Here is a 17,852-nt window from a genome sequence, read left to right on the forward strand (position 1 = left end):
GGCAGCGCCGGATGCACAGGGCGCGGGCAGAGGCCGCGGGTAGAATTGGGCTGTGCCTGTATACCTCGACCATGCCGCGACCACCACCCTCGCCCCGGAGGCGCTGGCTGCACTGACGCGCGAACTGGCCCGGACCGGCAACCCCTCCTCGCTGCACGGATCGGGCCGCCGCGCGCGGCGGTCCGTGGAGGACGCACGGGAAGTGCTGGCAGCGGCCGCCGGCGCCCACCCCTCGGAGGTCATCTTCACCTCCGGCGGGACCGAGGCAGACAACCTCGCGGTCAAGGGCCTGTACTGGGCCCGCCGCGCCGAGGACCCTGCGCGGACCCGCATCCTGTGCTCCGCCGTCGAACACCATGCGGTGCTGGACACCGTCGAATGGCTCGGACGGCATGAAGGTGCCGAGATCTGCTGGCTCCCGGTGGACGCCGCGGGCGTGGTGGACCTCGCGGCGCTTGAGGCCGAGCTCTCCCGGGACCCGGCCTCGATCGCCCTGGTCACCGTCATGTGGGCCAACAACGAGGTCGGCACCATCCAGCCCGTCGCCCGGATTGTGGAACTGGCCCACGCCGCCGGCGTGCCCGTGCACTCCGACGCCGTCCAGGCCTTCGGCTCCCTGCCCGTGGACTTCCGCGGGACCGGACTCGACGCCATGTCCGTCTCCGGGCACAAGATCGGCGGACCCGTCGGCGTCGGCGCGCTCATCCTGGGCCGGGCGGTGAAGCTGACCCCGGTCCAGCACGGCGGGGGGCAGGAGCGCGACGTCCGCTCCGGGACCCTGGACACCGCGTCGATCGCCGCTTTTGCCGCCGCCGCCGGTGCCGTCGCCGCAAAGATCCCCGAGGAGGCTGCCCGGATCGCGGCGCTCCGGGACCGGGTGATCGACGGCGTCCTGGCGGCGGTGCCCGAGGCCGTGCTGCGCGGGGCCCCGGGGACCGGCCGGCTGCCGGGCAATGCGCATTTCACGTTCCCCGGCTGCGAGGGGGACTCGCTGCTGTTCCTGCTGGACCTCGCCGGCGTGGAATCCTCCACGGGCTCTGCCTGCACCGCGGGTGTTCCGAGGCCGTCCCATGTGCTGCTGGCCATGGGCCTGGACGAGGATACGGCGAGGGGTGCGCAGCGGTTTACGCTCGGGCATTCCTCGACCGACGCCGACGTCGATGCCCTGCTCGCCGCACTGCCGGGCGCCTACGTGCGGGCCCGCCAGGCCGGCATGGCCGGGCATGAGTCCAGCATCCAGACCGCCGGAACGGTCGCCCGCGAGTCTGCGCGACAGGCTACCCGTCAATCCCCTGGAAGGGTCTGATCCAGGAGCCGATCCAGCGGTGCCGAGGAGTCGGCGAGCAGGTCCGGGCTGACGGCGGTGCGTGCGCTGATCAGCGCCTTGATCGCCTTCTGCGGCTTGGCGGCGCTGGGCCAGTTCACGTTCATCCCGGCCACCACCTTGCCCTCGCGCTGCCAGAAGGCAATAAATTCCTTGTCCGCAACCGAGCCGCGGATGACCGGTGGCCCGGCAACCAGCGACGGAAACCCCGAGTACTCCATGCTGACGTCGTACTGGTCCGTGTAGAAGTACGGGATGGTATCCAGTGCAGCATCGACGCCTAGCATCGCCTTGGCGGCCACCTTGCCCCCGTTGAGCGCATTGGACCAGTGCTCGCTGCGGTGGTGCTCCCCGGTGAACGGGTGCAGGGCGTTGGCGACGTCGCCGGCGGCGAAGATCCCGGGCGCCGAGGTCTGCAGCGACGCGTCGGTGAGTATGCCGTTGCGGATCCCGATGACGGCCGCCTCGGCCAGGCTGAGCTCCGGCACCACGCCCACGGCGATGACCACGAGGTCGGCGGGCAGGACCTCGCCGGCGTCGGTGACCACTCCGGTCACCCGGCCCGAGCTGCCCTGGATCCCGGCTGCAGCCGCCGGGAGCCTGAAGCGCACACCGTGGGACTCATGCAGCGAGCGGAAAAAGGCGCCCAGGTCCGGGCCGATCGCCGCTGCCAGCGGAACGTCCTCCAGCCCCAGCAGGGTGACGGTGTTGCCATAGGTGCTCGCGGCGGCGGCCAGTTCCATCCCGATCCAGCCGGACCCGACCATCACGACATTCAGGCCACCGTCGGCGAGGCGGGCGTGGAGGCGCCGGCTGTCCTCCACCGTCCGGAACGTGCTGACGCCGTCGAGCCCGCTGCCGGGCAGCGGGATGGTCCTGGGCCGCGCTCCGGTGGCGAGCAGGAGGGAGGCATACTCCAGCCGGCGGCCGTCATCCAGAACCACGGCCCGGGCGGCCGGGTCCAGCTCCGTGACCCGGACGCCAAGCCGGAGGTCGACGTCGTTCGCGTCATACCAGTCCTCGGGAACCACCGGCAGGGCGTCGTCGCCGGCTTTGCCCAGCAGGTACTCCTTGGACAGCGGCGGGCGCAGGTACGGCTGATGGGACTCGGCAGCCACCAGCACCACCGGGCCGCTGAAGCCCTCCGCCCGCAAAGTCTTGGCTGCCGTGGCTCCGGCCAGCCCGCCGCCCACGATCACGATGTCCTCGACAGCCACGTGAACTCCATTCCCGCCGGGGGCGCGTTGCGGATTCTAAAACCGATAATTCTGACGCTAGAAGGGCGGGAGACTCCAGTCAAGGCTTTTGGGTGAGGATTCGGCGTGGCGATAGAATGGTGCGGCAGGCATTGTGTTAGTCCTGCGGCCGCCGGCATGGGCCGCGGCCGCTGTGCCCGCGCCCCCGACCCCCAGAGAAAGCCAGCATGCGAGTTCTTGCAGCCATGAGCGGCGGCGTTGATTCCGCCGTTGCAGCCGCCCGCGCCGTCGAGGCGGGGCACGACGTCGTCGGCGTCCACCTCGCGCTGTCCCGGATGCCGGGCACCTTGCGAACCGGCAGCCGCGGCTGCTGCACCATCGAGGACTCCCGCGACGCCTGGCGCGCCTGTGACGTGCTGGGCATCCCGTACTACGTCTGGGACTTCTCCGAGCGGTTCAAGGAGGACGTGGTGCAGGACTTCATCGACGAGTACGCCGCCGGGCGCACGCCCAATCCCTGCATGCGCTGCAACGAGCGGATCAAGTTCGCGGCGCTGCTGGAGAAGGCGATCGCCCTGGGCTTCGACGCCGTCTGCACCGGGCATTACGCCAAGGTGATCACGGACGCCGAGGGCAACCCCGAACTGCACCGCGCCGCGGACTGGGCGAAGGACCAGAGCTATGTGCTGGGCGTGCTGACGCACGAGCAGCTCAAGCACTCCATGTTCCCGCTGGCGGACACCCCGTCCAAGGCGGAGGTCCGCGCCGAAGCCGAACGCCGGGGTCTTTCCGTGGCCAACAAGCCGGACAGCCACGACATCTGCTTCATCCCCGACGGCGACACCGCCGGATGGCTGGCCGAGAAGATCGAAATGACGACGGGCGACATCGTCGATGAGTCCGGCGCAAAGGTCGGCGAACATCCGGGCGCCAACGCGTTCACCGTCGGCCAGCGCCGCGGCCTGAAGTTGGGAACCCCGGCCGCCGACGGCAAACCCCGCTTCGTCCTGGAGATCAGGCCGAAGGAAAATAAGGTGGTCGTCGGGCCCGAAGCCTTCCTGGCCATCGATGAAATACGCGGCATCAAGGTCTCCTGGGCCGGGTTGCCGATCGCCGAGGTAGCCACCGGCGAGGAGTTCGACTGCTACGCCCAGGTCCGCGCCCACGGTGACCCCGTGCCCGCCACGGCCAGGATGGAACGTGCGGAAGCGGACGGCGTCGAAGCCGGCCCCGGAAACCTCGTCGTCACCCTGATCGAGCCGTTGCGCGGCGTCGCACCCGGCCAGACGGTGGTCCTCTACCAGGGCAGCCGCGTGCTGGGGCAGGCGACCATTGATGCCGCCCGCTCGCTGCAGCGCCAGGCCCTCTGACGCCCCGGATATTTTGAAGGAGCACCGCACATCCCCGATGTGCGGTGCTCCTTCCATTAACACCGGACCGATCCGGCGCCGCTGGCGCATGCCGGATATCCGGGTGGATTCCTGAAGAAAGTGATGGGTTCCTACCGTTCGTGTAAATTTTGTGTCTCATCTCACAAGATGTAACGATTCACCAGATGGTTCTCTGGTTGAATCTAGGAATCAGGACAGCGCGCCGCCCACCGAGTCGTTCGTTTCACTTCCGGGCTGCGCACTAGTACTCATCGAACAGAAAGTTCACAGATGGCAATGAACAAAAAGGCCCTGCAGAGCGCCATCGCGCTCGCCGGGGTATCCGCCTTCGCCCTGACCGCCTGCACCGGCCCTTCCGGCGGCGCGACGGCTTCCGGCAGCGCCGCCGGCGGGGGCACCATTACGTACGGAACGACCGACAAGGTCGTCACCCTCGACCCGGCCGGTTCCTATGACGCCGGCTCCTTTATGGTGATGAACCAGATCTACCCGTTCCTGCTGAATTCGAAGCCCGGCACAGCCGACTCCACGCCTGACATCGCCGAGTCCGCTTCCTTCACCAGCCCGACGGAATACACCGTCAAGCTCAAATCGGGGCTGAAGTTCGCCAACGGCCACGCGCTCACGTCGTCGGACGTCAAGTTCTCGATCGACCGCGTCGTCAGCATCGCCGACGACAACGGCCCGGCCTCGCTGCTCGGCAACCTCGCTTCCGTGGAAGCCAAGGATGACAGCACGGTGGTCTTCACGCTCAAGGCCGGCAACGACCAGGTGTTCCCGGGCGTCCTCGCCGCCAATGCCGGACCGGTCATCGACGAAGAAGTCTTCCCGGCCGACAAACTGATGAGCGACGACGAGATCGTCAAGGGCAAGCCGTTCGCAGGTCCTTACACGATCGAAAGCTACAAGAAGAACGAGCTCGTCAGCCTCAAGGCCAACCCTGACTACAAGGGTCTGCTCGGCAAGCCGGCAAACGACGGCGCCACGATCAAGTACTACGCGGATTCGAACAACCTCAAGCTGGATGTCCAGCAGGGCAACATCGACGTCGCCGGCCGCAGCCTGACCGCGACGGACGCCGCTGACCTCGAGAAGGATTCCAAGGTCAAGGTCTACAAGGGCCCGGGTGGCGAGCTGCGCTACATCGTGTTCAACTTCGACACCATGCCGTTCGGCGCCAAGGCAGCCGACGCCGATCCGGCGAAGGCTCTTGCTGTCCGCCAGGCCATGGCCAATGTCGTCGACCGCGATGCGATCGCAAGCCAGGTCTACAAGGGCACGTACCTGCCGGCGTACTCCGTCGTTCCCGACGGCTTCGTCGGCGCCATCCAGCCGCTGAAGGAAATGTACGGCGACGGCAGCGGCAAGCCCAGCCTGGACAAGGCCAAGAAAGCCTTCAGCGACGCCGGCGTCACCGCCCCCGTCACCCTGAAGCTGCAGTACAACCCGGACCACTACGGCAAGTCCTCGGGCGACGAGTACGCCATGATCAAGGAACAGCTGGAGAAGTCGGGCCTGTTCAAGGTCGAGCTGCAGTCCACCGAGTGGGTCACCTACTCCAAGGACCGCACGGCCGACGCCTACCCCGTCTACCAGCTCGGCTGGTTCCCGGATTACTCCGACGCCGACAACTACCTCACGCCGTTCTTCGTTCCGGGCAACTTCCTGAAGAACCACTACGAGAACCCGGCCGTGACCGATCTGGTCAGCAAGCAGCTGACCACGGTGGACAAGGCCGAACGCGAAAAGGTGCTTGGTGAGGCCCAGACGGCAGTCGCCAAGGATCTTTCCACGCTGCCGCTGCTGCAGGGTGCCCAGCTGATGGTCGCCGGCAAAGATGTCAAGGGTGTCGACAAGACACTCGATGCTTCCTTCAAGACCCGCCTTGGCGTGATTTCCAAGTAGGTCCAATCCCCATCCGGTTCTGACCAGCCCAGGAGGCGGGGCGCCTGCACGGCGTCCCGCCTTTCCTGCTGATAGAGGACAACAGATTCCCGAAGCCCACAAGGCCGACGGAAACACACATTTAGGTACCAATGACAACACTTATCGAGGCGCCGCCAACCGACGCCGACGGCCTCCTGCCGTCAAAGAAGAAGTCGTCCGGTGGGGGACTCGGCCAATATCTCCTGATCAGGTTCCTGCTGATCTTTCCGACCATCCTGATCCTGGTCACCATGGTGTTCTTCCTGATGCGGATCACCGGTGATCCCATCACGGCAGCCCTCGGCGGACGGCTTCCGCCGGAACAGCTGCAGGAGCGCATCACGGCTGCCGGCTACGACCGGCCCATCTTTGTGCAGTACTTCGAGTACCTGGGCCAGCTGCTGACCGGCAACTTCGGCACCACGCTCTCCGACAACCGCAAGGTCTCGGAGATGCTCCTCACCTACGGCATGGCCACACTGGAGCTGACCATCAACGCCCTCCTTGTCGCCCTGGTCGTCGGGATCCCGCTGGGCATGATCGCCGCGCACCGGCGCGACAAGGCCCCCGATGCCGTGCTGCGGATCTTCGCCATCCTCTGCTACGCCACTCCGGTCTTCTTCTCCGGCCTCCTGTTCAAGCTGACCTTCGCGGTCTGGCTGGGCTGGCTCCCGGTCGCCGGACGCGCCAGGCCGTCCACCGAGCTCGCCCTGACCGCCCTGGAGGCGCCGACGGGCATCTACTGGCTGGACGCCATCCGCAGCGGCAACATGGCCGCACTGGGCGACGTGATGGCCCACGCCGTACTGCCCGCCCTCACGCTCGGCCTGTTGACGGCCGGCATCTTCCTGCGGCTGGTCCGCACCAACGTGATCGGCACGCTCGGCAAGGACTACGTGGAAGCCGGCCGTTCGCGCGGCGTCAGCGAATTCCGCCTCGTCACCAAGCACGCATATAAGCCGGCCCTCATTCCGATCATCACCGTGATGGGTCTTCAGATTGCCGTGCTGCTGGGCGGGGCCGTGCTCACCGAGACCACCTTCGAATGGAAGGGCCTCGGCTTCCAGCTCGCCACCTATCTGACGGCCCGTGACTTCGTGGCTGTCCAGGGCATCGTGGTCCTGCTGGCAGTGATCGTGGCTGTGACCAACTTCATCGTGGACATCTTCGCCGCGCTGATCGACCCCCGCGTGAGGTACTGACATGAGCACCACTCCCATTCTTGAAACCTTCAAGGACCCCCGGGCCCCCTGGCACCGGCGCCTGCCGGTCGTATCGCACTTCAACAAGAGCGTCGGCCTGCAGCGGGGCATGCTCGTCGCGGGCCTCGTCCTGACCGCCCTCTTCCTGCTGACCGCGATTTTCGCCCCCTTGATCGCACCGTTCGGCTTCTCCCAGATTTCCGACGCCGACGGCAACTTCCCGTCGCAACAGCCACCCGGCGGCAAGCACCTCTGGGGCACCACTGTCGGCAGCTACGACGTCTTCTCCCGGGTCGTCTGGGGCGCGCAGACCGCCGTCATGGTGATCGTCGTGGCCGTGATCATGTCGATCTTCATCGGCGTGATCCTGGGCCTGGTCAGCGGCTACCTCGGCGGCTGGATGGACCGGATCCTCGTGGTGATTGCCGACGCGGTCTACGCCTTCCCGCCCCTGCTCGTGGCGATCGTCATGGCGATCGTCATCAGCGGCGGCAGGTCCAGTCTGTGGGGCGGCATCCTGGCGGCGGCGATATCCATCACCGTGGTCTTCATCCCGCAATACTTCCGCGTCATCCGGGCCGAGACCATCCGGCTCAAGGCCGAGCCGTTCGTGGAATCGGCGAAGGTGGTGGGCGCCTCGAACATCCGCATCATGAGCCGCCACATCTTCAAGAACGCCACCCGCACGCTGCCTCTGATCTTCACGCTCAATGCCTCGGAGGCCATCCTGACCCTCGCCGGCCTGGGCTTCCTCGGGTTCGGCATCGAGCCGACGTCGGCCGCCGAGTGGGGCTTCGACCTCAACAAGGCCCTCGCGGACACCACCTCGGGCATCTGGTGGACGGGTGTGTTCCCCGGCCTGGCGATAGTGCTCACGGTCCTCGGACTGACGCTGGTCGGTGAAAGCATCAACGACCTCAACGATCCCCGTCTGCGCGGCCGGAAGGCCGCCTCTTCCGGCAAGGGCAGCCCGGATTCCACGGCAGGGGCGCAGGCAGCAATCGACGCAGAAGTGAGAAGTTCATGACCATCAACATCGACCCGCAGGGTCCCGGCGCCGGGCCCGTCCTCGATATCGACCACCTCAAGGTCACGTTCGCGACCGACGCCGGCGACGTGTACGCCGTCAAGGACGTCAGCCTCGTCGTCAATCCCGGCGAAGTCGTCGCGATCGTGGGCGAATCCGGTTCGGGGAAAACCGTCACCGCGAAAACCATCCTGGGGCTCCTGCCGGAGACGGCCCTCAGCTCCGGGGCGGTGCTCATCAACGGCAGCAACGTGATCAGCGTCAGCCCGGCCGAGCTCCGGCAGATCCGCGGCCGCGACGTGGCCATGGTGTTCCAGGAACCGTCCACCGCGCTCAACCCGGTCTTCACCGTCGGCTGGCAGATCGCCGAAGGCATCCGTGCCCACGCCGGCCACGGCGGGACGGGCCGCGTGAGCGCCAAGGAAGCCAAATCGCGTGCCATCGACGCGCTCCGCAAGGTGGGTATCCCGGATCCGGAAACCCGGGTCAATTACTATCCGCACCAGTTCTCCGGCGGGCAGAAGCAGCGTGTCGTGATTGCCGCGGCCCTCGCCCTGAACCCCGGACTGATTGTGGCCGACGAGCCCACGACTGCCCTGGACGTCACAGTGCAGGCGGAAATCCTGGAACTCCTGCGAGACCTGCGGGACCAGTACGGCACCTCGATCGTGCTGATCACCCACAACATGGGGGTCGTGGCCGATCTCGCCGACCGCGTCGTCGTCATGTACCAGGGCGACGTCGTCGAAGAGGCCAGCTCACGGACCCTGTTCGCGGAACCCAAGCAGGACTACACAAAGAAGCTCCTCGCGGCCGTTCCGCACCTCGGCAGGAACTCCGCCTCCGAAGGGATGACCGAACGCGCCCACCAGGGCGGCAAGGTGCTCGTCGAGGCCAGGGAGCTAACCATCGAGTACCCCGGCCGGCTGGGAACGCCTGCCTTCAAAGCAGTGGACGGGGTCAACTTCACCCTGTCCGAGGGCGAGGTGTTCGGGCTCGTCGGCGAGTCAGGCTCAGGCAAGACCACCATCGGCCGTGCGATCGCGGGACTGAACCGGACCACCGGCGGAAGCCTCAAGGTGCTGGGCTACGAGATGCTCAACCTCAAAGAGCGCACGTTCAAGCCCCTGCGCAAGGAGATCGGCTTCGTGTTCCAGGACCCGGCCGCGTCCTTCAACCCGCAGCTGACCATCGGGGAGTGCGTCGCCGAGCCGCTGGTCATCCACAGCCAGCCGACCCCCGCGCAGGCACGCCAGCGGACCCGCGAGCTGCTCGAATCCGTGCAGCTGCCGGCGTCCTACGCTGACCGCTACCCGCACGAACTCTCCGGCGGACAGCGGCAGCGCGCCTCGCTGGCGCGCGCGCTGATCTTGAACCCGAAGCTGCTCATCGCCGATGAGCCGACGTCGGCCCTCGACGTCTCGGTACAGGCTGTTGTGCTGGAACTGTTCAAGGACCTGCAGACCGAATTCGGCTTCGCCGCGCTGTTCATCAGCCACGACCTCGCCGTCGTGGACATCCTGTCCCACTGGGTCGGGGTGCTCTACAAGGGCAAGATGGTGGAACAGGGGCTCGGCAACCAGGTGATGGGCAACCCGCAGCACGATTACACGCGGAAACTCATCGCCTCCCTGCCCGTCCCGGACCCGGAGGAGCAGGCCCGGCGCCGGGAGGAATTCCGCGCCGTATTGCTCGGCGGCTAGGACCGCTCCGGCACGCCGGCCACGGCACGGGACATGCCCACCGTTCACAGTGAACGGTGGGCATGTCCCTTTCCTGCGGTCTCCGGCGGGTTCGTGCGGGCGCCCGCGGCGGCTGTCCGCACCCGGCCGGGCGCCGCTTAACAGCAGGGGAGATTAGCAGCGGTGCCCCTAGACTGGGTCAATGACCGAGCAGAACCAGACCAATCCCGATGCCGATTCCTTTGATCCTGGAGCCAGCTCCCTGGCCGGCCAGGTGGATCCCGCGGTGATGGCGGAACTGTTGTCGATCCGCTCAAGCATCGACAACATCGATGCGACCCTCGTGTACCTTCTGGCCGAGCGCTTCAAAGCCACCCAGAAGGTCGGCTTCCTCAAGGCCGCCCACAAGCTCCCCGCTGGGGACCCGGGCCGGGAGACCGCCCAGATCGCCCGGCTGCGCCGGCTCGCGGCCGAGGCGCACCTGGACCCGGCGTTCGCCGAAAAATTCCTGAACTTCATCATCGGCGAGGTCATCCGCCACCACGAAGCGATCGCCGAGGACCACGAGGCCGCCGCCCAGGCACAGGGTTCCGGCCGCGCCGCTGCGGGCCCCGCCGTCCCGTCGGACGCCTGACGTGGCAGCCGCCACCCTTCCGGATCCCGGCCAGGTCACGGCCACGGCGCTCGGCCCCTGGCCCGGCGAAGACCCGCTGGAGGCCACGAGGATCGTCCGCGGCGAACTCGGCAGCCCGCACCTGCCCTTCCTTGCCGAACTCCCGGACCGCGGCGTCGGCTCGGACGCACTTGGCCGGACGGCCTCGCTGCTCGTCGAACTTGCCGTGGACGTCCAGCCCTACGGCTGGCGGATTGTGGACCGCCCGGGCAAGGACCTGATGCGGGCCCGCTCGGCCCTGGCCACCGACATCAACGTCCTGGCCGACGTGGTCGGCGCAGAGGACACCCCCGGCACGGACCTGAAGATCCAGCTGCGCGGCCCGCTCAGCCTCGCCGCCGGCCTGCACCTGCACAACGGGGAGCGGGCACTGATCGACTATGGCGCCCGCCGGGATGTCGCAGCCTCGCTGGCCGCCGGGGTCGGCAGCTATCTCAAGCGGGTGGCCTCGGCGGCCCCCGGAGCCCGGCTCGTCGTGCAGATCGACGAACCGGAGATCGCCTCGGTGCTCGCCGGCACCATTCCGACCTCCAGCGGGTACCGGACCCTGCGCTCGGTTCCCGGCGGGGAAGCCACCGAAGCGTGGCGGCTGGTGATTGATGCGCTCCGGGACGCCGGCGCCGTCGAAATTGTCGTCTCGGTCTCCGAAATCGAGGCTCCCTTCGACCGGATCCTGGCCTCCGGCGCGGACGGGATTGCCGTCCCGCTGCGGGCCCTGACCTCCCGCCAGTGGGAGCAGCTTGCCGGAGCGGTGGAAGGCGGTAAACGGCTGTGGGCCGGCGCGCTGGATGTGGCCACGCCGGCGGCTGCGCTGCCGCGCGTCGCCGACGTCGTCGAAACGGTCTGGCGCCCCTGGCGCCAGCTCGGGCTCCCGGCATCCACACTGGGCGCGCTGCGCGTCACTCCCTCGGAGGGGCTCGCGCAGCACTCGCCGTCGTCCGCGACGGCCGTGCTCACCCGGCTGACCCAGGTGGCGGACGGGCTCAACCAGCTGGCCCTCGGTTAGGCCCACCGGGCCGGGGGACTCAGACGCGCCGCTCCCAGTGGTCCGGCCGGGCGGCGCCGGGGAGGTAGCCCGGCGCCGTGATGCCGCCGGCGTAGGCCTCCAGCCGGTAGTCGAAGTGCCCCGCGTAGACGAGCACCAGGCCGATCTGCGGCTGGATCACCTTGACCTGGATCCGGTGCTTGCCCTGGCTGCCTTCCCGCGGCTCCCACCACTGTTCGGCGTAGGCCTTGGCATCCAGCACACCGGGCAAGGGAATCCGCAACGGCCCGAGGAACAGCCTCGATACCTCCGAGACGCCGCGGAGCCTGCCTTCGCGGGAGACGCTCAAATTCAGGTCCGTCGCGAGCCGGCGGTACCGGCCGACGTAGTCGACGAGGCCCCGCCGGCTGCCGGCGTCCACGTAGCTTGTGGTGTCGTGGAAGAGCCGCGTGGTGGCGGGGAAGAAGATCTCCCGCCGGGCCGTCAGGCTGGAGCGTCCGAAGGGGTCCAGGTGGGCGTGGTTCTCGATCCGGAACGGGATGCCCTCGCCATACTCGGGAAAGAAGGCCTGCTCCCCGCTTGTCAGGCGCAGCAGCGGGCGCAGCCAGGACTGCCGGCAGCCCACCACCTCGAAGACGCCTTCGCCGACGCCATAGTGGCCCGAGCCCGGGGCGAGTGAGAAGTAGTCCTGCAGTTCCGGCTGCAACCGGGTGAAATCGGTGCCGAGGGCAAGCTGGTAGATCGGGATGTGCACGGGAGCCTCCTGCGGGTCCTGGCCGGATGGGTGTCTGTCCACAGCATGCAGGACATGCGGCTGCTTGTCACAGCCGGCCGCGCGCCGCCCGGAGTTTGAGCCCCGGACAATGTCCCGCGCCATGCCCGGAAAGCGCTCAATACGACAAAGCCAATCCAATAAGGGAATATATAACTATGAAGGCACGCATTCTGGTAGTGGACGATGACGAGGCGCTCGCAGAGATGATCGGCATTGTGCTGCGCAATGACGGCTTTGAACCCGTCTTCTGCGCCGACGGCGGGCAGGCACTCGAAGTGTTCCGTGCGTCCAAGCCCGATCTCGTGCTGCTCGACCTGATGCTCCCGGGCATGGACGGAATCGAAGTCTGCCGCCAGATCCGCGCCGAGTCGGACGTCCCGATTGTCATGCTGACGGCGAAATCCGACACGTCCGACGTCGTCCGGGGCCTGGAGTCCGGCGCCGACGACTATGTGCCGAAGCCTTTCAAACCCGCAGAGCTCGTGGCCCGCGTCCGCGCCCGGCTCCGGCCCGGCGACCAGAAAGCACCGGAGACCCTGCGCATCGCGGATGTCACCATCGACGTTGCCGGCCACCTCGTAAGCCGCGGCAGCGAACGGATCTCGCTCACCCCGCTCGAATTCGACCTGCTGGTTGCCCTGGCCCGCAAGCCGTGGCAGGTCTTCACCCGGGAGCTCCTTCTGGAGCAGGTCTGGGGCTACCGCCACGCCGCGGACACACGGCTGGTCAACGTCCACGTCCAGCGGCTGAGGTCCAAGATCGAACGTGACCCGGAAGCCCCCGAAGTTGTATTGACGGTCCGTGGTGTCGGCTACAAAGCAGGTTCCTGAGCCGTCCGACGGCGCTCCCCGCGCGGCGTCGTACGAGGCAGTGTCGGACCGGGCAGTTTCCGCGTCCGCGCCGGGACCCGCGTCCGCACCCGAACCCGCACCCGAAGGGCAGCCGCACGGCCCGGCCGGCGGCTGGTCCCGGATGCGCTTCCGTGCCAGGATCTGGCTCCGGCGCGCGCTGATCGTAGGCGTGCGCGTCGCCCGGCTGGTCCGGACCGGGGTTTCCCGGCTGCTCCCGGGCATCCGCTATCTGCTCCGCTCCCTGCACCGTAAATGGCGCCGCTCGATGCAGTTCCGCACGGTCCTGACGACGCTGATGCTTGCCATCGGTTCCTTCGCCGTGGTGGGCGCCTACCTCTCCAACCAGATCGCCAACAACCTTTTCCAGGAACGGCTCGCCCAGGCGGAGTCCGAGACCCGCTACAACGTCAAGCAGGTCCAGGACACGTTCGACGGCGCCCAGGTCACCGACCAGTCCAGCGTCATCACGCTCGTCTATGACACCCTCAACGCCGTCGAGGGCCGCGGCTCGGTGATCCAGCGGCGCTATGTCTTCGAAGCCATGCCCGAGCAGACCAAGCCGCGCAACCGCTGGGTGGAATCCCGCGCCTCGGACCAGCTGACCATCAGCGTGATCCCGCCCGAGCTGCGCAAGGCCGTCCAGAATTCCGGCAAGGAACAGTTCTGGGCCTCCACCGAATTCCCGGTGGGTACCGAGGACCGCCCCGGCATCGCCGTCGGCAACAAGGTGACCTTCAACGGCACTGTCTACGAGCTCTACCTCATCTACGACCTCAACACGGCGCAAAAGACCCTCGACGAGATCCAGAACGTCCTGCTCGCCGGCGGCGCCGTGCTGGTGCTGATGATCGGCGGCGTCGCCTGGTACGTGACCCGCAGCGTCGTGAGCCCGGTCAGCCACGCCGCCGTCGTGTCCGAAAAACTGGCCGCCGGGCAGCTGCAGGAGCGCATGGTGGTCAAGGGCGAGGACGAGGTGGCCCGGCTGGGGGCCTCGTTCAACCACATGGCCGCGAGCCTGCAGGAACAGATCACCCAGCTCGCCACCCTGTCCCAGATGCAGCAGCGGTTCGTCTCCGACGTCTCCCATGAGCTGCGCACCCCGCTCACCACCGTGCGGATGGCCGCGGAAGTGCTCTACGATGCGCGGGAAGACTTCGACCCCATCAACAAGCGCTCCGCCGAACTGCTGCACAACCAGGTGGAACGGTTCCAGTCCCTGCTGGCGGACCTGCTGGAGATCTCCCGGTTCGACGCCGGCGTGGCCACGCTCGACGCCGAGCCTACCGACATCGTCCAGCTCATCACCCATGTGATCGACGGGGTGGCGCCCGTCGCAGCCGAGTACGGCTCCGCAGTCACCCTCAACGCCCCCGCGGGAAGCACCATCGTGGAAATGGACGACCGCAGGATCGACAGGATCCTGCGCAACCTCATCCTGAACGCACTGGAACACGGTGAGGGCCGGCCGGTGAACGTTTCCGTGGCGGCCAATGGCACCTCCGTCGCCGTGGCCGTCCGCGACCACGGCATCGGCATGAGCGCTGCGGAAGCGGCCCGCGTCTTCGACCGCTTCTGGCGCGCCGATCCGGCCCGGGCCCGGACCACGGGAGGCAGCGGCCTGGGACTGTCCATTGCCGCGGAGGACACCAAGCTCCACAACGGCTGGCTACAGGCCTGGGGCAAGAAGGACAACGGGTCCAACTTCCGCCTGACCCTTCCCTTGCGCCAGGGCGAGACCATCACGAGGTCACCGCTCCAGCTGGAGCCGGCCGACGTCGGGCTGCCCGGCTCCGGTCCGGAACGGACCATGCTGCTGCTGGACCCCTCGCCGGTCCGGGAGAGCACGGTCCCCGCTACTGCAACCGGCAACGCCGGAACGAAGGAGGAGTCATGAGGGGTCCCTCGAGGAAGCTCACGACTGCCTGCGCGGCCGTGTTGGCGGTACTGCTGTTCGTCCTGACGTCGTGCGCCCAGATCCCCCGTTCAGGACCGGTCGGCAAGAGCACGGACGAGAGTGCGGGCAACCCCAACAACGCCCCCGTCTTCTTCCCGTCCGCGCCCCGCCCGGGCGCAGAACCGGAAGCGGTGATCGAGGACTTCTACCTCGCCGGCAGCGGCTATGAGGACGATTACGCCGTCGCCCGCCAATACCTCACCCAGGCCTCCTCCGTGACCTGGAAACCGGATCAGCGTGTCCTCGTGTTCCGGTCCGCCCGGGTGGTGCGCACGGGCGTCGAGAACGTCTTTAACTACCAATTGGACGTGGCGTACTCAGTCGATGCCGACGGCGTCGCCACCCAGCATCCGCCAGGCACCAAGGAGAACATTCCCGCCACGCTGACCCAGGTCGACGGCGAATGGCGGATCGCCGAGATCCCGGACGGCACGGCCATCCCGGAAGAGACATTCAAGGTCATCTACGGCGCCTATCCGATCTACTTCTACGACCCCACCTTCACCTATGCCGTCCCCGATGTCCGCTGGTTCATCAGGAAGAAAACCGTCAAGGCCATGACCAGCGCCCTGCTCGGCGGACCCGCGCCCTACCTCAAGGGCGCCGTCGTCAGCGCCTTCCCCTCCGGCATCAAGCTGGCCCGGGAATCGGTTCCGGTTGTCTCCGGGGCGGCCCAGGTGGATCTCACGGCGAAGGACCTCGTGGAGGCCTCCAACGAGGACCGGCTGCGGATGCAGACGCAGCTCGCCTTGACGTTCCGCAGCCAGCCCGATGTCATCAACGTTGAACTCCGGGCCAACCAGGACCTGGTGCGGGTCGAAGACAACGGATCCGTACTGCCTCCGATCCGCGACAACAACGTCCCGGCCCACCAGATCGCAATCAGCGACAACGACCTGGTCCGGTATGAGAACAACAGGATCTCTCCGCTCCCGGACATCCAGTCCGTCACCGCCCTCGTACCCCGGTCCCCGGCAGAGTCACCCGTCTCGCAGTCGGTGGCATTCCTCAACGGTGCCCGCACCACCCTGTATTCGATCGTGCCGGGCCAACCGGCCAGGGCGTTGGCCACCCGCGCCAGCCTCTCCCGGCCGTCCTTCGGACGCTATGACTGGGTGTGGACGGCAGGTCCCGGAGCCGGCGGCGCCAGCGAAGTCATCGCCTACCGCCCCGTCGGCGTGGCCGAAGGGGCCGCCGTGCCCACGGTGTCACTGGCACCGGGCTGGCTCGCCGGGCGCACGGTCAAGGAGTTCCGGGTGTCCCGTGAAGGGGCCCGCGCGCTCGTGGTTTCGGAGCTGAACGGCACGACCAAGGTCCAGGTGACCGGCGTCATCCGGGCGTCCGACGGCACCCCGCGGGACCTCACCGCGCCGATGACCCTCCAGACCGCCGGCGACCCTGACCAGGGGGTCTGGGTGGACGACACCACCGTTGCCGTCATGAAAGGCTCGTCAAAGGACGCTGTGACCCCCGAACTGCTGTCCCTGACGTCAGCCCAGCCCCAGGCGCTCGCACCCTGGCCGGGGCTCACCGCCCTCAGCGCCGGCAACGGCGCGGAAGAAATTTTCGCCCAGTCCTCGGAAGGTATTTTCCAGCGGCTGGGCAACGGTTGGTCCCCGCAGCTCAAGGGACCGATCGATCCGTCCTACCCCGGCTGAACGGCCGGTACCGGCGGGCTGTCCACATAGCTGTCCCGGCCGCTGTCGCCGCGGGCGGCGCCGGGCGATCCTTGACGGGTGGGCAGGCACAAGGAACGCACCGGCGGCAAAGGCCGGCGGCGCGCCGCGGATCCTGACCTGGTTTCGCCGGAGCCCCCGGCCGCGAGACACCGTGACGACTATCCCGCCGGGCCGTTGCGGCTGGCGGACCGGGCAGCGGCTGCCGCGGCTGAACTGCTGGCCCTCGCCGTTCCCGTGGACTGTGTCTGCTGCGGGACGGAGGACCTGGCGCTCTGCGGCACCTGCGCCCGGCAGATCCGGCTCCTGACCGGCAACCCGTTCCGGGCGGAGGCGCAGGCGCCGGCCCTGATGGACATGGACGGGACCGTGCTGCTTCCGGTCGTCGCGGCAGGCGTCTATCGCGGAGAGCTGGCGCAAGCGGTGCTGTCCTTCAAACGGCACGGCCAGGCGCAGCTCGGCGACGTGCTGGCCAAGGCCCTCGCCGGGGCCGTGAGCGCCGCCACGGGCGACCCGGCAGGACTCTGGCTGGTGCCGGTCCCCACGAGCAACGGCGCCTACCGGAAACGGGGCTTCAGCCCCGTCCACCTGTTGCTCAAGAGATCCTGCTCTTACAGGGCGTCGGGGGCCGCCGAAGGGTCCGGCCCCCTCGTCGTCGACGCACTCCGGAAGGCGGGGCCGCTGGCGGGAGCGCGAAGGGGCGGGGACGGGAACGGCAGTGTCGCCCTCCGCCGGCCGGCCGGCGGGCAGAAGGGACTGGGCCGCGGTGCCCGGTCCCGGCGGGTCCGCGGATCCATGCGCACACGGGGCGGCCTGTGGCCCCCGGAACCCCGCGGACGGGCGTGCATTATCGTCGACGACGTGCTCACCACCGGTGCCACACTGGCCGAAGCAGCCCGCGCCCTGCGGCAGGCCGGGGGAGTGGTCCTGGGCGCCGTTGTCCTCGCCGCGACACGCCCGCCGGTCGCATCCGACTTCGGCGCCGCTGATCGCATGGTGGCAGGCGAGACGGGCGGCAGGGGAAAAAATAAACCAAAAAAGGATGAATAAGAGGTAGCTATGAACTAACGTCGAAGATGGGTACCAAGAACAGATGTACCTGTCGATAGCGGCTCGGAAAGGGGCTCGACTGTCATTCAGATCGACCCCAGGAAGTGCCGCCGTCGTGTCACCGAAGTTATTTGGAGGGC

14 protein-coding genes are annotated in these 17,852 nt (G+C 67.9%); 12 read left to right on the plus strand and 2 right to left on the minus strand.

The features are described from left to right. Window positions 1-52 precede the first annotated feature (52 nt). The gene (locus tag ABIB51_RS01715) at window positions 53-1,306 is read left to right on the plus strand and encodes a cysteine desulfurase family protein (protein ID WP_354184822.1); all 1,254 of its coding nucleotides are present in this window, start codon (window positions 53-55) and stop codon (window positions 1,304-1,306) included. On the opposite strand, the gene ABIB51_RS01720 is transcribed toward ABIB51_RS01715, so the two are convergent. Beyond that, a complete protein-coding gene (locus tag ABIB51_RS01720) occupies window positions 1,285-2,541 on the minus strand; it encodes an NAD(P)/FAD-dependent oxidoreductase (RefSeq protein ID WP_354184824.1) in 1,257 nt (418 codons plus the stop codon). The two genes, ABIB51_RS01715 and ABIB51_RS01720, sit on opposite strands and share 22 nt — an antisense overlap. 224 nt (window positions 2,542-2,765) lie before the next feature. Here ABIB51_RS01720 and mnmA point away from each other — a divergent pair, with 224 nt between their 5' ends. From mnmA to ABIB51_RS01755, 7 genes are all read left to right on the plus strand, one after another. Continuing rightward, entirely contained in the window at window positions 2,766-3,890 is a 1,125-nt protein-coding gene (mnmA, locus tag ABIB51_RS01725; RefSeq protein ID WP_502916056.1) for a tRNA 2-thiouridine(34) synthase MnmA, read from the plus strand. 291 nt (window positions 3,891-4,181) lie between these two features. Beyond that, complete coding sequence (locus tag ABIB51_RS01730) at window positions 4,182-5,816, plus strand: ABC transporter substrate-binding protein (RefSeq protein ID WP_354184828.1); 1,635 nt, start codon at window positions 4,182-4,184, stop codon at window positions 5,814-5,816. 131 nt (window positions 5,817-5,947) lie between these two features. Continuing rightward, window positions 5,948-7,039: an ABC transporter permease gene (locus ABIB51_RS01735; protein ID WP_354184830.1), complete on the plus strand. Its 1,092-nt coding sequence runs from the start codon at window positions 5,948-5,950 to the stop codon at window positions 7,037-7,039. A 1-nt stretch (window position 7,040) separates the two neighbouring features. Then, complete coding sequence (locus ABIB51_RS01740; RefSeq protein WP_354184832.1) at window positions 7,041-8,066, plus strand: ABC transporter permease; 1,026 nt, start codon at window positions 7,041-7,043, stop codon at window positions 8,064-8,066. Beyond that, entirely contained in the window at window positions 8,063-9,769 is a 1,707-nt protein-coding gene (locus ABIB51_RS01745) for an ABC transporter ATP-binding protein (protein ID WP_354184834.1), read from the plus strand. Before ABIB51_RS01740 ends, ABIB51_RS01745 begins: the two co-directional genes overlap by 4 nt. A gap of 181 nt (window positions 9,770-9,950) precedes the next feature. Further along, window positions 9,951-10,382 carry a chorismate mutase gene (locus ABIB51_RS01750; protein WP_354184836.1) on the plus strand — a complete coding sequence of 144 codons (432 nt, stop codon included), beginning with the start codon at window positions 9,951-9,953 and terminating at the stop codon, window positions 10,380-10,382. 1 nt (window position 10,383) lies between these two features. Next, entirely contained in the window at window positions 10,384-11,427 is a 1,044-nt protein-coding gene (locus ABIB51_RS01755) for a uroporphyrinogen decarboxylase/cobalamine-independent methonine synthase family protein (protein WP_354184838.1), read from the plus strand. A gap of 19 nt (window positions 11,428-11,446) precedes the next feature. Here the strand turns inward: ABIB51_RS01755 and ABIB51_RS01760 are convergent, their stop codons facing one another. Then, window positions 11,447-12,160, minus strand: a complete 714-nt coding sequence (locus ABIB51_RS01760; RefSeq protein ID WP_354184931.1) for a DUF4166 domain-containing protein — start codon at window positions 12,158-12,160, stop codon at window positions 11,447-11,449. Between the two features lie 176 nt (window positions 12,161-12,336). Between ABIB51_RS01760 and mtrA the strand changes: the two genes are divergently transcribed. The 4 genes from mtrA (at window position 12,337) to ABIB51_RS01780 (ending at window position 17,712) form a co-directional block, all read left to right on the plus strand. Next, entirely contained in the window at window positions 12,337-13,011 is a 675-nt protein-coding gene (gene mtrA, locus ABIB51_RS01765; RefSeq protein WP_354184840.1) for an MtrAB system response regulator MtrA, read from the plus strand. Between the two features lie 142 nt (window positions 13,012-13,153). After that, window positions 13,154-14,926 carry an MtrAB system histidine kinase MtrB gene (gene mtrB / locus ABIB51_RS01770; RefSeq protein ID WP_354184932.1) on the plus strand — a complete coding sequence of 591 codons (1,773 nt, stop codon included), beginning with the start codon at window positions 13,154-13,156 and terminating at the stop codon, window positions 14,924-14,926. Beyond that, on the plus strand, window positions 14,923-16,644 hold the full coding sequence (locus tag ABIB51_RS01775; protein ID WP_354184842.1) for an LpqB family beta-propeller domain-containing protein: 1,722 nt from the start codon (window positions 14,923-14,925) through the stop codon (window positions 16,642-16,644). Before mtrB ends, ABIB51_RS01775 begins: the two co-directional genes overlap by 4 nt. A 78-nt stretch (window positions 16,645-16,722) precedes the next feature. Then, window positions 16,723-17,712 (plus strand): ComF family protein, encoded by a 990-nt coding sequence (locus ABIB51_RS01780; RefSeq protein ID WP_354184844.1) that lies wholly within the window; start codon window positions 16,723-16,725, stop codon window positions 17,710-17,712. Window positions 17,713-17,852 lie beyond the last annotated feature (140 nt).

Origin of the sequence: Arthrobacter sp. UYCu712, assembly GCF_040547005.1 — a bacterium.
Taxonomy (GTDB): Bacteria; Actinomycetota; Actinomycetes; order Actinomycetales; family Micrococcaceae; genus Arthrobacter.